The 13,423-nt window shown below is 72.9% G+C and carries 13 protein-coding genes; 6 read left to right on the top strand and 7 right to left on the bottom strand.

Features of this window, described 5'->3' with window-relative positions:
* Positions 1 to 4 precede the first annotated feature (4 nt).
* From ACTWJ8_RS04220 to ACTWJ8_RS04200, 5 genes are all read left to right on the top strand, one after another.
* Complete coding sequence (locus ACTWJ8_RS04220; RefSeq protein ID WP_443262935.1) at positions 5 to 760, top strand: PIG-L deacetylase family protein; 756 nt, start codon at positions 5 to 7, stop codon at positions 758 to 760.
* Positions 760 to 1,464, top strand: a complete 705-nt coding sequence (locus ACTWJ8_RS04215; RefSeq protein ID WP_443262934.1) for a 4-carboxy-4-hydroxy-2-oxoadipate aldolase/oxaloacetate decarboxylase — start codon at positions 760 to 762, stop codon at positions 1,462 to 1,464. The genes ACTWJ8_RS04220 and ACTWJ8_RS04215 overlap by 1 nt, the downstream gene beginning before the upstream one ends.
* Positions 1,461 to 2,549: a 4-oxalomesaconate tautomerase gene (locus ACTWJ8_RS04210; RefSeq protein WP_443262932.1), complete on the top strand. Its 1,089-nt coding sequence runs from the start codon at positions 1,461 to 1,463 to the stop codon at positions 2,547 to 2,549. Before ACTWJ8_RS04215 ends, ACTWJ8_RS04210 begins: the two co-directional genes overlap by 4 nt.
* Positions 2,546 to 3,499: a catechol 2,3-dioxygenase gene (locus ACTWJ8_RS04205; RefSeq protein ID WP_356380370.1), complete on the top strand. Its 954-nt coding sequence runs from the start codon at positions 2,546 to 2,548 to the stop codon at positions 3,497 to 3,499. Before ACTWJ8_RS04210 ends, ACTWJ8_RS04205 begins: the two co-directional genes overlap by 4 nt.
* A gap of 63 nt (positions 3,500 to 3,562) precedes the next feature.
* Complete coding sequence (locus ACTWJ8_RS04200) at positions 3,563 to 4,909, top strand: MFS transporter (RefSeq protein WP_356380367.1); 1,347 nt, start codon at positions 3,563 to 3,565, stop codon at positions 4,907 to 4,909.
* A gap of 69 nt (positions 4,910 to 4,978) precedes the next feature.
* Here the strand turns inward: ACTWJ8_RS04200 and ACTWJ8_RS04195 are convergent, their stop codons facing one another.
* Positions 4,979 to 6,520: a subtype B tannase gene (locus tag ACTWJ8_RS04195; protein ID WP_443262930.1), complete on the bottom strand. Its 1,542-nt coding sequence runs from the start codon at positions 6,518 to 6,520 to the stop codon at positions 4,979 to 4,981.
* Between the two features lie 344 nt (positions 6,521 to 6,864).
* The gene (locus ACTWJ8_RS04190; protein WP_443262929.1) at positions 6,865 to 7,455 is read right to left on the bottom strand and encodes a TetR family transcriptional regulator; all 591 of its coding nucleotides are present in this window, start codon (positions 7,453 to 7,455) and stop codon (positions 6,865 to 6,867) included.
* 68 nt (positions 7,456 to 7,523) lie between these two features.
* Between ACTWJ8_RS04190 and ACTWJ8_RS04185 the strand changes: the two genes are divergently transcribed.
* Positions 7,524 to 8,321, top strand: coding sequence for a class I SAM-dependent methyltransferase (locus tag ACTWJ8_RS04185; protein WP_443262928.1), 798 nt, complete (start codon positions 7,524 to 7,526; stop codon positions 8,319 to 8,321).
* 12 nt (positions 8,322 to 8,333) lie between these two features.
* On the opposite strand, the gene ACTWJ8_RS04180 is transcribed toward ACTWJ8_RS04185, so the two are convergent.
* From ACTWJ8_RS04180 to ACTWJ8_RS04160, 5 genes are all read right to left on the bottom strand, one after another.
* Positions 8,334 to 9,320: a hypothetical protein gene (locus ACTWJ8_RS04180; protein WP_356380362.1), complete on the bottom strand. Its 987-nt coding sequence runs from the start codon at positions 9,318 to 9,320 to the stop codon at positions 8,334 to 8,336.
* A 10-nt stretch (positions 9,321 to 9,330) separates the two neighbouring features.
* Positions 9,331 to 9,843, bottom strand: a complete 513-nt coding sequence (locus ACTWJ8_RS04175; protein ID WP_356380359.1) for a SigE family RNA polymerase sigma factor — start codon at positions 9,841 to 9,843, stop codon at positions 9,331 to 9,333.
* A gap of 80 nt (positions 9,844 to 9,923) precedes the next feature.
* Entirely contained in the window at positions 9,924 to 11,192 is a 1,269-nt protein-coding gene (locus tag ACTWJ8_RS04170; protein ID WP_443262927.1) for an ABC transporter permease, read from the bottom strand.
* Positions 11,189 to 11,887, bottom strand: coding sequence for an ABC transporter ATP-binding protein (locus tag ACTWJ8_RS04165; protein ID WP_356380353.1), 699 nt, complete (start codon positions 11,885 to 11,887; stop codon positions 11,189 to 11,191). The genes ACTWJ8_RS04170 and ACTWJ8_RS04165 overlap by 4 nt, the downstream gene beginning before the upstream one ends.
* On the bottom strand, positions 11,884 to 13,422 hold the full coding sequence (locus ACTWJ8_RS04160; RefSeq protein ID WP_356380351.1) for a peptidoglycan-binding protein: 1,539 nt from the start codon (positions 13,420 to 13,422) through the stop codon (positions 11,884 to 11,886). Before ACTWJ8_RS04160 ends, ACTWJ8_RS04165 begins: the two co-directional genes overlap by 4 nt.
* Position 13,423 lies beyond the last annotated feature (1 nt).

The raw sequence follows: 13,423 nt of genomic DNA, 5'->3' as shown, positions 1-13,423 counted from the left end.
CAGCATGACCAACGGCCACGCGCCCGCCGCCGCCACGCCACGTTCGACCCTGGTGGTCACCGCGCACGCGGGGGACTTCGTGTGGCGGGCGGGCGGCGCCATCGCGCTCGCCGCCGCCCGTGGCGAGAAGGTGACCATCGCGTGCCTGACGTTCGGGGAGCGCGGCGAGTCCGCCAAGGCCTGGCGGGAGGGCAAGAGGCTCGACGAGATCAAGGCGCTGCGCCGCGACGAGGCGGAGCGGGCCGCCGCCGCCCTCGGGGCCGAGGTCCGCTTCTTCGACGCGGGCGACTATCCGCTCGTGGAGAGCGGCGAGCTGACCGACCGGCTGGTTGCCGTCTACCGCGACACGCAGCCCGACGTCGTGCTCACCCACCCCGTCGAGGACCCGTACAACGGCGACCACCCCGCCGCCAACCGCATGGCCCTGCAGGCCCGCGTTCTCGCGCAGGCCATCGGCTACCCCGGCGACGGCGAGATCATCGGCGCGCCGCCCGTCTTCTACTTCGAGCCGCACCAGCCCGAGATGAGCGGCTTCAAGCCCGAGGTCCTCCTGGACATCACCGAGGTGTGGGACACCAAGCGCAAGGCCATGGAGTGTCTCGGCGCCCAGCAGCACCTGTGGGACTACTACACCGACCTCGCCGTACGCCGGGGTGTGCAGCTCAAGCGCAACGCCGGGCCCAACCTCGGGCTCACCCACCAGACCATGGCCGAGGCGTACATGCGCCCCTACCCGCAGATCGCGAAGGAGCTCGCCTGATGCCCGGCGTCATCGTCACCAACCCGCCCAAGGCCGAGGCCAAGGACGTCGAGGCACTCGCCGGATACGGCGTCGCCACCATCCACGAGGCGATGGGCCGCACCGGTCTCCTCGGCCACCACCTGCGCCCCAACCAGTCCGACACGCGTATCGCGGGCACCGCGGTGACCGTGCTGTCCTGGCCCGGCGACAACCTCATGATCCACGCGGCCGTCGAGCAGTGCGGCGAGGGCGACATCCTCGTCGTCACCACCACCTCCCCCTCCACGGACGGCATGTTCGGCGAACTGTTCGCCACCGCCCTGCAAAAGCGCGGGGTGCGCGGCATCGTCACCAACGCCGGTATCCGGGACACCGCCGAACTGCGCGAGATGGGCTTCCACGCCTGGTCCGCCGCGGTGTCCGCGCAGGGCACGGTCAAGGCGACCGGCGGCAGTGTCAACGTGCCCGTCGTCATCGGCGGCGAGACGATCCGGCCCGGTGATGTCATCGTCGCCGACGACGACGGTGTCGTGGTCGTCCCGCGCGAGCGCACCGCCGAGGCCGCCGAGAAGTCGCGGGCCCGCGAGGAGAAGGAGGCCGCCACTCGCGCCGCCTTCCTCGAGGGCCAACTCGGCCTGGACCGCTACGGATTGCGCGACACCCTCACGCGGCTCGGCGTCGAGTACCGCACCTACGAGGAACACACCGGAGCCGGATCGTGACCGGGCCCGAGGAGGTGCGCTGCATGCTGATGCGCGGCGGCACCTCCAAGGGGGCCTACTTCCTCGCCGACGACCTGCCCGCCGACGCGGCGACCCGCGACGACCTGCTGCTGCGCGTCATGGGCAGCCCCGACCCGCGCCAGATCGACGGCATCGGCGGCGCCCACCCCCTCACCAGCAAGGTCGCGATCATCAGCGCGTCGCAGGAACCGGACGCCGACGTCGACTACCTCTTCCTCCAAGTCAACGTCGACGAACCGGTGGTGTCGGACCGTCAGAACTGCGGCAACATCCTCGCCGGCGTCGGCCCCTTCGCCGTCGAGCGGGGCCTCGTGCCCGCCGAGGACGGCGAGACCTCGGTCCGCATCCGCATGGTGAACTCCGGCGACCGGGCCACGGCCACCTTCCCCACCCCGGGCGGCCGGCCCGACTACACCGGCGACGCGGAGATCTCCGGCGTCCCCGGGACCGCGGCCGCCGTGGTCATCGAATTCCCGCCGGGGGAGGGCGCCCTGCTCCCCACCGGCCACGTCCGGGACACCATCGCGGGCGTCGAGGTCACCTGCGTCGACAACGGCATGCCCACCGTGCTCATCCCCGCCGAGTCCCTCAAGGTCACCGGGTACGAGGACCCGAAGGACCTGGAGGCCGACGAGGAACTGGCCCGACGCCTCCACGACCTCCGCCTGGCCGCAGGGGAACTGATGGGCCTCGGCGATGTCACCGACGCCACCGTCCCCAAGCTCACCCTGCTCGCCCCGCCCCGCAACGGCGGAGCCGTCACCACGCGCACCTTCATCCCCGTGCGCTGCCACACCTCCATCGGCGTGCTCGGCGCCGCGAGCGTCGCCGCCGGGCTGCGGATCGAGGGCAGCGTGGCCGACGGCATCGCCCAACTCCGCACCACGGGCGATCGGTTGCGCATCGAGCACCCCACCGGCTTCACCGACATCGAGGCCAGCCTCACCACCGGGCCCGACGGGCTGCCCGCCGCGCGGCGCACCGCCGTCGTCCGCACCGCCCGCAAGCTCTTCGACGGCACGGTCTTCCCGCGCCCCGCACACACCCCAGGAGGCCCCCGATGACTCCGCCCCTCGGCGACATCGCCCACGTCGGCCACGCCCAGCTGTTCACCCCCGACCTCGACGCCAGTGTCGGCTTCTTCACCGACTTCCTGGGCCTGACCGTCTGCGGCCAGGACGGCGACCACGTCTACCTGCGCACCTTCGACGACTACGAGCACCACAGCCTCGTCCTCACCGCCCGCGAGACGCCCGGCCTCGGCCGCCTCGCCCTGCGCACCTCCAGCGAGGAGGCCCTCCAGCGCCGCGTCAAGGCCGTCGAGGACGCCGGCGGCACCGGAAAGTGGGTCGAGGACGAGCCCGGCATCGGCAAGCTCTACCTCACCACCGACCCCGACGGCCACGAACACGCCCTGTACTGGGACAGCGAGCACTACACCGCCCCCGACGAGCTCAAGCCCGCCCTGAAGAACCAGCCGCAGGCCAAGCCCAACCGAGGCGTCGGCGTGCGCCGCCTGGACCACATCAACTTCCTGGCCTCCGACGTCCTCGCCAACGCCGAGTACCAGCAGCAGATCCTGGGCGCCCGCCCCACCGAGCAGATCCGCCTCGACACCGGCCGCATCGCCGCCCGCTGGCTGACCTTCACCAACAAGTCCTACGACGTCGTCTACACCGAGGACTGGACCGGCGCCAACGGCCGACTGCACCACATCGCCTTCGCGACCGACAACCGCGAGGACATCCTGCGCGCCGCCGACCTCGCCATCGACACCGGCGTGTTCATCGAGACCGGCCCGCACAAGCACGCCATCCAGCAGACGTTCTTCCTCTACGTCTACGAACCCGGCGGCAACCGCATCGAACTGTGCAACCCGCTCACCCGCCTCGTCCTCGCCCCCGACTGGCCGCTCATCACCTGGACCGAGGAAGAACGCAAGAAGGGCCAGGCCTGGGGCCTGAAGACCATCGAGTCCTTCCACACCCACGGCACCCCACCGATCAACCCCTGACCCCAGGGGATTCCACCACCATCACCTCCGGCCCGCCGGACTGCCCGCACGAGAGGAACAACGATGTCCTCGCGTTACCGCTCCCCCCTGCCCGAAAACGCCGCCGCTCCGTCCCCCAGGAGCCGAGCCGTCGTCATCGCCCTGTGCTGGGCGCTGGTGTTCATCGACGGCATCGACACCTTCATCTACGGCTCCGCGCTGCCGCACATGCTCGGCTCCAAGGCGCTCGGCCTGACCGACGCCACCGCGGGTGACATCGGCAGCTACACCACGTTCGGCATGCTGGTCGGCACCATCCTGTCCGGCACCGTCAGCAACTGGGTGGGCCGCCGCAAGACCGTCTTCACGTCGGTCGTCGTCTTCACCGTCGCCACCGTCGGCTGCGGACTCGCCCAGAGCGCGGGGGTGTTCGGCTTCTTCCGCCTGGTGTGCGGGTTCGGCCTCGGCGCGCTGCTACCGATCGCCATCTCGTACGGCATGGAGTTCACCACCGGCGCCCGCAAGGCGCTCGCGACCGGTGTCATCATGACCGCCCACCAGACCGGCGGCGCCGTCGCCCCGCTGCTCGCGCTGTGGCTCATCGACGACTTCGGCTGGCGCTCGGCGTTCCTGGTCGGCGCGATACCCGCGCTGATCTTCCTGCCGCTCGCCCTCAAGATGCTGCCGGAGTCGCCGACGAACCTGCTGACGCGCGGCCGCACGGAGCAGGCGCAGGGGCTCGCGGGCAGCTACGGGATCGAGCTGCCGGAGCCCAAGGGGCACGCCACCGACAAGCTGGAGAGCCTCAAGGCGCTGTTCCGCGGCCGCCAATGGCTGACGACGCTGTGCTTCTGGCTCACGTCGTTCGCCGGACTGCTCCTCGTCTACGGCGTCGGGCAGTGGCTGCCGAAGATCATGGGTGACCTCGGGTACGAGACCGGCGACTCGCTGCTCTTCTCGACGTTCCTCAACGTCGGCGGCATCGTCGGCATGCTGGTCGCCGGCCGCCTCGCGGACCTGGTCGGGCCGCGCCGCATCGTCATCATCTGGTTCGCCCTGACCGCGGTCTTCGTCTACCTGATGGGCGTGCACATGTCGGTCGGGCTGCTGTACTGCGTGGTGTTCCTCGCCGGTCTGCTCCTGTTCAGCGGGCAGACGATGGTGTACGCGACGGTCGGCTCGCACCACGTCGAGGAGGACCGGCCGACCGCGCTCAGCTGGGTCTCGGGCATGGGCCGCTTCGGCGCCGTGTTCGGCCCGTGGATGGGCGGCCAGCTCCTCGCGGCGGGCCACGCGGACCTGGGCTTCTCGATGTTCGCGGTGGCCGCGGTGTTCGGCGCGGTGATGATGGCGCTCGCCGCGCTGACCATCAAGGCACGGGCGGGCCGGGACAACGGGGACCGCAAGGGGGCGCCGGCGCTGGCCGGTTGATCCATCGCCGCACGAACGACGGTGGCCCGGCCCCTTCCGAGGGAGCCGGGCCACCGTCGTTCGTACGGGCTACTTCTCGCGGTGGCCCGTCACCTCGGCGATCCACGCGATGAAGTCCGCCGGGTCGGTGTTGGCGCCGTGGCCCTCGTCCCAGTAGTAGCGGTGGTCGACGTTGTCGCCGAGGCCCGCGGCGCTCGCCGCGAGGTTGGCGGAGACGGTGTGCGAGGTGTCGCTGTCCTTCGTCCCGAGCCGGATCCACCAGTGCCGAGAGCGGCCCGGGTTGCGCAGCGCCAGGTGGTGCATCGGGTTCATCAGGTCGAGCTTCTCCGGGATGTCGGAGGCCACCCGGCTGCCGCCGACGCCCGACGTGTCGTGCCGGGCGCCGTACGCGGTGAAGTGCCGCGCCTCGGTGGTGCCCGCGCCGAACTCGTTGTTCTCGGGCGACGACAGGTCGAACGTGTCGAAGGCCGGCGCGTCCTTCTTGCGCGCCCCCACGTGCGCGAGGAAGTCCTCCCACGTGAACGTGGCCCGCCTGGAGCGCCATGTGATGAACGGGTTGTCGGCGAGGTACGCGACGCGTTCGTCGTCCGACAGGGCCGCCAGGTAGCGGGTGGCCGAGGGCTGGAGGTACTGCGTGACGAGGTAGTCGTCGTAGTTGCGGGCCGTGAGCAGCCCGTGCCCGTCCCGCCTGCGCAGCCGCAGCGACGCCTGGTACTCGGCGAACGCGGCGCGCAGCTCCCGCGAGACCGTCGCGTCGACCGTCGTGCCGTCGCTCAGCTTGTTGGCGCCCCAGTTCCACTCGTAGGCGCCGTCGGCGTGCTCGAGATCGGTGATGGGGCACCAGGCGCCCGTCGCGAAGATCGCGTCGGAGGCGTCGGCCGCGCCGAGCTCCGCGAGGTAGGAGGCGTACAGCGTGCTGTCGCCCGACGCGCCGAGCAGCGAGGACAGGGCGCCGCCCGCACTGGTGCCCGCCGACACGATGCGGTCGGTGTCGCCGGGTATGCGGCCCTTGTTGGCGCGGACGTAGCGGACCGCGGCCTTCAGGTCGACGATGGCGGCGGGCGCGGTGCCGTAGTACGCGCCGTCCGCGTTCTTGAGGGTGCGGCCGCGGGCGCCCGGCTCCACGACGACGTATCCGGCGGCGAGCGCGAGCAGTTGGTTGACGGCCATGCTCCGGCCGCCGCCCGGCGCGCCCGCACCGCCCCCGCCGACGCCTTCCGCGTCCGCCACCGACGACGGCATGTAGCCGCCGACGGCGTTGGCCAGCAGGATCGGCGCGTCGGAGGCGTCGACCGCCTTGCCGTCGATCTTCACCGGGACGCTGACGTTCAGGCTCTGGTACTTCTCGTCGACGGGCTTCGCAACGTAGGTGATCGCCTTCCAGAAGTGGTACGTCACCTCCTTGTCGCCGTCGTCGGTGGTGACGGTCGTGATCAGCTCGGTGTACGCGTCCTTGTCGAACGCGAGGGCTTGGGCGGCGTCGGCGGTCTGGGCGGGTGCGGCCCCGGTGGACGCCTGGGCGGACAGGGCGATGCCGCCCGTGGCCGCGGCGCCCGCGGTGGCCCCGATCCCGATCACGACGTTCCTGCGCTTGATGGCCCTGTGCTTCAACTCATGGCTCCCGTGTGGCTCTTGGGGTGAGCGAGCCTCACCCCGGGGCCCTACGCCACCAACTGTCAACGTAAGTGTCAACAATCTGGGTGACATTCATAGGCGTTACTCAGGAGGGGGCCACAGGAGGGCGGGGAGATGTGGGAGAGAGGGGCGGCGGTCACGTGGATCACACCCGCACAGTGGTGTGACCGCCGCCCGGGGCGCCGTCGCGCTGTCGCTCGGGCGCGACGGCGTCCACCCGGAACAACTCCGGTGCCACGTGCGGGTGACGGCCGAACGGTGCGTCCCCCTCGGACGGCTGTCCTGTCGAGCGGATGTGCCCACCGAAGGGGCGGTCGGCGTCAGCGGGGGAGTGCCCCCGCGACGGCGGACGTGACGACCCGGCGGACCTCCGCGTCCGTGGGCGGGCCCGCCTCCCGGTCCGCGTACAGGAGGTGGCCCGAGCCGATGAGGGTGAGGCCGAGGGAGTCGATGTCCGTGTCCGGCGTCAACCGGCCCGCCGCGCGCTCCGCTTCGAGGTAGGCGCGGATCATCGCCGTGGCGTCCGCGAGCACCGTGACGCCGGGTCGTCCGGCCGCCCGCAGCCGCGCGCGCAGTCCGTCGCGGAAGGTCAGCAGGCCGACCATGGCGACGACGACCGGCGTGAACAGGTCCCGCAGTGCCTCCGTGAGCAGGTCGACGACGTCGCCGGTCCCGGCGGACGCGACGAGCGTGGCGGCCCGCTCCTCGGTGCGGCCCGCCCGGTCGAGGACCAGCTCCGCCAGGAAGGCGTCGAAGTCCGCGAAGTGCCGGTGCAGCACGCCCTTGGCGCAGCCCGCCTCCGTGGTGACCGCCCGACTGGTGAGCGCGGCGGCGCCGTCCCGCATGAGGACGCGCTCGGCCGCGTCGAAGAGCTGCTCGCGGACATCGCGGATGGCCACACCGGTCGGCACCTGCGGTTCTCCTTCGTTCGACTCCGGCCACACTAGAAGAGTGGGCGCTTGCCCATTATGGTGGGCGCATGCCCACTCGTAACGAGCCGCACAAGGCACGCGCCATGGCGGAGTCCTTCGGCACCGACCCCGAGCGCTACGACCGCACCCGCCCCCGCTACCCCGAGGCCCTGGTCGCCCGGATCGCCGCCGCCGCGCCCGGACCCGACGTCCTCGACGTGGGCTGCGGCACCGGCATCGCCTCCCGCCAGTTCCGGGCGGCGGGCTGCACCGTCCTCGGCGTCGACGTCGATCCGCGCATGGCCGAGTACGCCCGCGGCCACGGACTCGACGTGGAAGTCGGCAGGTTCGAGACCTGGGACGCGGCGGGCCGCAGCTTCGATGCTGTGGTCGCGGGCCAGACCTGGCACTGGATCGACCCCGAGGCGGGCGCCGCGAAGGCCGCCCACGTGCTGCGCCCCGGCGGCCGGATCGCCCTGTTCTGGAACGTCTTCCGCCCCACGCCCGACGTCGCCGAGGCCTTCGCCGCCGCCCACCGCGCGGCCCTGCCCGACGCGCCGCGCAACCCCTGGGCGGGGCCCGCCCTCGACGCGTACGACACGATCCTCGGGACCGTCTCCGACGGGCTGCGAGCCACCGGCCTGTTCGGCGCACCGGAGGAGTGGCGCTTCCCGTGGGAGGCCACCTACACCCGTGACGTGTGGCTGGAACAGCTGCGCACCAGCGGGGAGGCGGGCACGTACGCGCCCGAGCAGCTGGACGACCTGGTCGCGCGCACCGGCGCCGCGATCGACGCCATGGGCGGCACGTTCACCCTCCCGTACACCGCCGTGGTGGTCACGGCGGAGCGTGCGCCGGGACAGTGACACCCGGGCCGCTCAGCGGTTGACCTCCCAGGGCTGCCACGCCTTGCTGCCCGCCATCCTGGACAGTTGACCTGTGGTCAGCGGGGGAGCGGCGGCGGTGGCCGGACCCTGCTTCGGGTCGGCGGCGTTCGCGGCCGTCAGCACCACGCGCGTGCCGTCCTTGCGCAGCAGATCGGCGGTGCGCTCCACCAGATCGCCCCGGTGCTCCTCGTACGTGATGAGGACCGCGCCGCCCGAGACGTTGCGCGCCGTGCAGCCGGACAGGTCGGCGTCGGGGGCGGTGCGTGCGGCGCACGAGTAGAAGGTGCGGAGTTCGGCGCGGGTGGCGGGGCGTATCTGCTTTCCGCCGTCCTTGCCGTCGCCCTTCGCCTCGCGCGCGGCGGCGGACTTGTCGGGGGCCGCGGTACCGCTCTTGTCGACCCGGCCCTCCGCGCCTCCTGCCCCCTTGCGTGCCGCTTCCTTGCCGAGCGCGTCGGCCCCGGTCAGCTGGAAGTTGCCCTGCACGCTGACGGCGACCTCGGAGCCCTCCAGGAGCAGCCGGCCGCCCGCCGAGGGGCGTGAGCGTTCATCGGGCCCGTCCCACGCGCGGGCTCCCGTGGCGCCCGCCCCGCCGTGCGGCAGCAGTCCGCGCAGTGTGTCGACGGCCTCCTGCCCGGTCACCGCCGACGCCCCTGACGACGCGGCGGCGACCGGCGCGAAGTCGGGGATCGTCACCCCGCCCGCCTCGAGCACCGCCCGGTGCGGAGTGCTTCCGGAGAAGACGACGACCGCGGCGACCGCGCCCGCGCAGGCCACGGTGCCCGCGCCCCACAGAGCCCTGCGCCGGGCGCGCAGCCGGCGGCCCCGGGCGAGCCCGCCGGCGACCAGCGGGTCGACGGGCGCGCCCGCCTCCTCCGCGTACGCGTCGAGCAGGGCGCCGAGGTGGCGCTCGAACTCCGTGTCCCCGTCAGGTGTTCCGGCTCCGGGGGCCCGCCGCCCCGGCCTCTCCACTCGTTCCATGACAAGCTCCCTACTGCTTCCCCGTGAGGACGTCGTGCTGGTCCGCGAGGGCGGCGCGCAGGACCTTCAGCGCCCGCATGCTGCGGATGCGCACATTGCCCTGGCTCATGCCCAGTTCGGCGGCGGTCTGGGCGACGCTGAGGTCCTCCCAGTAGCGCAGGACGACCACGGCCCGGTCCCGCGGCGGAAGCTGTGCCAGTGCGTCCACCAGCGTCAGCCGCAGGGCCGGGTCGTGAGGGCCGGACATCTGCTCCGGCACCTCCTCCACCGGCTTCTCGTATGTCCGATGCAGCCGGACATACGAGAGGTACGTGCGCATCAGCATCGCGCGCACGTACGCCGCTGGGCGGTCGGCCTTGCGCACCCGTCGCCAGGAGACGAACACCTTGCCCAGAGTCGTCTGCACCAGGTCCTCCGCGAGATGATGGTCCCCGCAGACCAGCAGCGCCGCCCGGAACAGGCCAGGGCTGACGGTCCGCATGAACTCCTCGATCTCCTCGGTCCGGTGCGCCGATCCGCGCATCTGAGTCCCCTCCCGGCCACGCGTACGCTCTGCCCTATTGACGCCTCGGCACGGTGGCCGCGTTACACGCCCTCGCGAATTCAGCGCCGCAGCGCTTCCGCCGGCTGGATGCGGGACGCCCGCCACGCCGGATACAGGCCCGCCACCACGCCCGTGACCAGGCCGATCAGCGGCGCGGACGCCACCGTCGACGTGTGCAGCACCGGCGTCCAGTCCCGGGCGACCGCGACGCCGACGACGGTCAGCGTGCCGAGGCTCGTCCCGATGAGACCGCCCAGCGCGCCCATCGCCCCGGACTCGGCGAGGAACTGCGCCGTGATGTGACCGCCCCGTGCGCCCAGGGCACGGCGGAGACCGATCTCGCCGGTCCGCTCCAGAACCGCCACCAGCGTCGTGTTGGCGATGCCGACGGCGCCGATGACCATACAGATCGCGGCGAGCAGCAGGAACAGCTGCTGGAGGTCGTCCGTCACGTTGCCGCGCAGGGTGCGCGGGTCGGGTGGCGGGATCGACTTGAAGTACTCGGGATGGTCGGGGCGCAGGGCCGTCGGGGCGAGCCGGGCGACCTGGCGGGCGGCGCCCATCTTCGTCGAGACGAGCATCTTCGCCCCGCCGGACTGCGGCTCGCCCCACGTCTTCAGGGCCGTCGAGCGCGGGACGACGACCGAGAGCAGCAGGTCCGCCTTGCGCTTCACGTCGTCGATGATGCCGACGACGGTGAACGGCTGGTCTCCGATGAACAGCGCGGGCCGGGTCTCCAGGGTCGTGATGCCGAGCCGCCGTGCCATGCCCGCGCCGATCACGACGACGGGCTGGGCGGTCCGCTCCGCGTACGCGTCGTAGATCCGGCCCTGCGCCAGGCGCGGCACCGCCGCCTCGATGACGCCCGGCGACGCGGCGACGATGTTCGCCCGCTCGCCGTCCGCCGCGTCGCCGACGGGCGAGGAGCGGACCGTGGCATCGGTGGTGCGGGTGTCCACCGTCCAGTACACGCCCGCGTGCTCGACCCCCGCGAGCCGCCGCATGCGCGCGTCGGCGTCCTTGGGAAAGGCGAGGCGGACGAACTCGTCCTGCTCGATGCCGACGTCCTCGATGTTGACCTCGGTGGCCGTCAGCGCGTTGAACCGGGAGTCGATCTGGGACGACGTCGTCGCCGTGAGCCCGAGGATCGCCACGAACGTGCCGACGCCGAGCACCGTGCCGAGCGCCGTGAGCGCGGAGCGGGCCGGACGCTGGAGGACTCCGGCGAGGGACTCGCCGAGCAGGTCGCGGGGGCTGAGCACGGACGGCTCGACGGCGCGGGAGCGGCGGACCGCCCATCTTCGGCGGCGGTCGCGGTGTCTGCTCATACCGTCACCCGCTCGTCGAGGACGCCGTCGCGGATCGTCACCGTACGGGCGCCGCGCGCGGCCACGGCCGGGTCGTGCGTGATGACCAGGACCGTCATGCCCGAGCGGTGCAGCTCCTCGAGGAGCGTGAGGACCGCGTCGGCGTTCCTGCTGTCGAGGTTGCCCGTCGGTTCGTCGCACAGCAGCAGCGAGGGCCGTGACACCAGCGCGCGGGCGATCGCCACGCGCTGGCGTTCGCCGCCGGAGAGCCGGGTCGGCGCCGCGTCCAGGCGGTGGCCGAGGCCGACCTGTTCGAGGGCGCGGCGGGCGCGGTCCGCGCGTTCGCCGCGCGGGGTGTCGTTGTAGACCATGGCCAGCGCCACGTTCTCCCGGGCGCTGCGGTGCGGCAGCAGATGGAAGGACTGGAAGACGAAGCCGATGCGCCGGCCGCGCAGCGCCGTGCGGTCGCCGTCGCGCAGCGCGCCGGTGTCGATGCCGTCCAGCAGATAACGGCCCCCGGTCGGCGCGTCCAGCAGCCCCGCGATGTTCAGGAACGTCGACTTGCCCGACCCGGAGGGTCCGACCACGGTCACGAACTCGCCCCGCTCGATGCGCAGATCGCAGGGGAGCAGCGCCGGAACGGGCGGCGGGCCCGGGTACGTGAGGGCCACCCGCCGGAACTCGATGACGGGCACCGCCCGCTCGCCGCCGCTCACCGGGCGTCCCCCGCGCCCGCCTTGACGCCGGTCACGACCTCGTCGCCCGCGGCGAGTTCGGCCTCGCCCGAGGGCCGGACCTCCACATAGCCGTCTCCGGTCGTGCCGGTGCGGACCGGCACCCTGCGCTGCTTGCCGCCGGTGGTGACGACGGTGACGACCGTGTCGCCGTCCGACGCCGCGGACACGGCGGTCACCGGCACGACGAGCGCCTCGCCCTCGGTGGACGCCGCCTCGACGGTCAGCCGCACGTCCTGTCCCACCGCGCCCGACGCGAGCGGCGTGTCGGGCGCCACCACCATCCGGTAGCCCTGGGTCTCGGACTGCTGCCCGGAACCGGCGTCATCACCGCCACCCGCAGGAGCGGCCGCACTGTCGCCAGACTGTTCGGCGGCCTCCGGTGTGTCGGCGACCGAACGGACCCGGGCCCGGGTCTCCTTGCCGCTCTGCTCCTGAAGTATCTCCGCCTTCTGCCCGGCCCTGACGAGCCCCTTCTGCGCCTCCTGGAGGTAGCCGTCCACGACCAGGCGGCCCGCCGACAGCGTCATCACCTTGCCGGTGACGGCCGAGCCGAGCACCGCGGACACGCTGTCCACCCGCGCCGGGAACGCGGACAGGTACACGACCTCCGACGCCGGAAGCATCGGTCCCGCCTCGGCCTGCGCCTCGCTCAGCCGGTCCCGCGCCCTGCGCAGATCCTGCTCGGCCCGCTCCACCGCCCGCCGGGTCGCCGCCGTGGAACGCGCCTTGTCCGCGTCCTCGGCGTCCTGAGCCGTCCGCTCGGCGGAGGTCACAGCGTCCTGCGCGTCCCGCACGGCGGTGGCGCCGTCGGTCTGCGCGGACACCGGGTCGTAGCCGATCGAGGTGTAGAAGGAGGCGAGCGCGCGGCGGGTGCCAGCGCCGAACGTGCCGCGCGCGTCCGGGTTCGACGCGTGCCCCAAGTCGGCAAGCGCGGCCTGGAGTTGGGCGACGTCGGCGCCGGTCGCCCCGGACTTCAGGTCCCGGTAGACCGGCACCTTCCCCTTGAGCGCGAACACCGGCCGCCCCGACACCTCGGCGACCACCTGACCCGCCGTCACCTTGGCGCCGACCGGCTTGGGCGCCTTCGTGACGACGGCGCGGCTCGCCCCCGTCGTGCCCGTCGACGCCGACACCGTGACGTCCACCGACTGACCGGCGACCACCGTGCCGCGCAGCACCACCGAGTCCTTCAGCACCCGCTTCTCCACGGGGGCCGTCAGCACGCCCTGCTTCGGTGCCTTGGCCTCGGCGGCCACTTGGGCGGGGGACTTCACCACCAGGGACGCGGCCACGCCCGCCCCGGTGAGCACCAGCGCCCCGCCCGCGACCAGGGCGACGGCCTTGCGCCGCCGCCCGAGCCCCGCGGCCCCGCTCGTCTCCTCGTCGGCCGCACCGCTCCGGCGCCGCCGGCCGCGTCCCGCGCCCGCGGGACCGCCGCCCCGGCCGGTCTCCTCGGCGTCGGTGTCCTCGGCGTCGGCCGGCCCCACGTGGCCGCCGCGCACGGATTCGATCATC

Source organism: Streptomyces sp. SDT5-1 (assembly GCF_052245995.1).
In the GTDB taxonomy this organism is placed as follows: domain Bacteria; phylum Actinomycetota; class Actinomycetes; order Streptomycetales; family Streptomycetaceae; genus Streptomyces.
This window is presented reverse-complemented; position numbering and strand designations above follow the sequence as displayed.

Bases quoted from the DNA above. Each gene is read 5' to 3' on its own strand.
- ACTWJ8_RS04215 (WP_443262934.1), top strand. From the start codon at position 760: ATGCCCGGCGTCATCGTCACCAACCCGCCCAAGGCCGAGGCCAAGGAC.
- ACTWJ8_RS04205 (WP_356380370.1), top strand. From the start codon at position 2,546: ATGACTCCGCCCCTCGGCGACATCGCCCACGTCGGCCACGCCCAGCTG.
- ACTWJ8_RS04220 (WP_443262935.1), top strand. From the start codon at position 5: ATGACCAACGGCCACGCGCCCGCCGCCGCCACGCCACGTTCGACCCTG.
- ACTWJ8_RS04180 (WP_356380362.1), bottom strand. From the start codon at position 9,320: ATGGAACGAGTGGAGAGGCCGGGGCGGCGGGCCCCCGGAGCCGGAACA.
- ACTWJ8_RS04200 (WP_356380367.1), top strand. From the start codon at position 3,563: ATGTCCTCGCGTTACCGCTCCCCCCTGCCCGAAAACGCCGCCGCTCCG.
- ACTWJ8_RS04170 (WP_443262927.1), bottom strand. From the start codon at position 11,192: ATGAGCAGACACCGCGACCGCCGCCGAAGATGGGCGGTCCGCCGCTCC.
- ACTWJ8_RS04175 (WP_356380359.1), bottom strand. From the start codon at position 9,843: ATGCGCGGATCGGCGCACCGGACCGAGGAGATCGAGGAGTTCATGCGG.
- ACTWJ8_RS04185 (WP_443262928.1), top strand. From the start codon at position 7,524: ATGCCCACTCGTAACGAGCCGCACAAGGCACGCGCCATGGCGGAGTCC.
- ACTWJ8_RS04160 (WP_356380351.1), bottom strand. From the start codon at position 13,422: ATGATCGAATCCGTGCGCGGCGGCCACGTGGGGCCGGCCGACGCCGAG.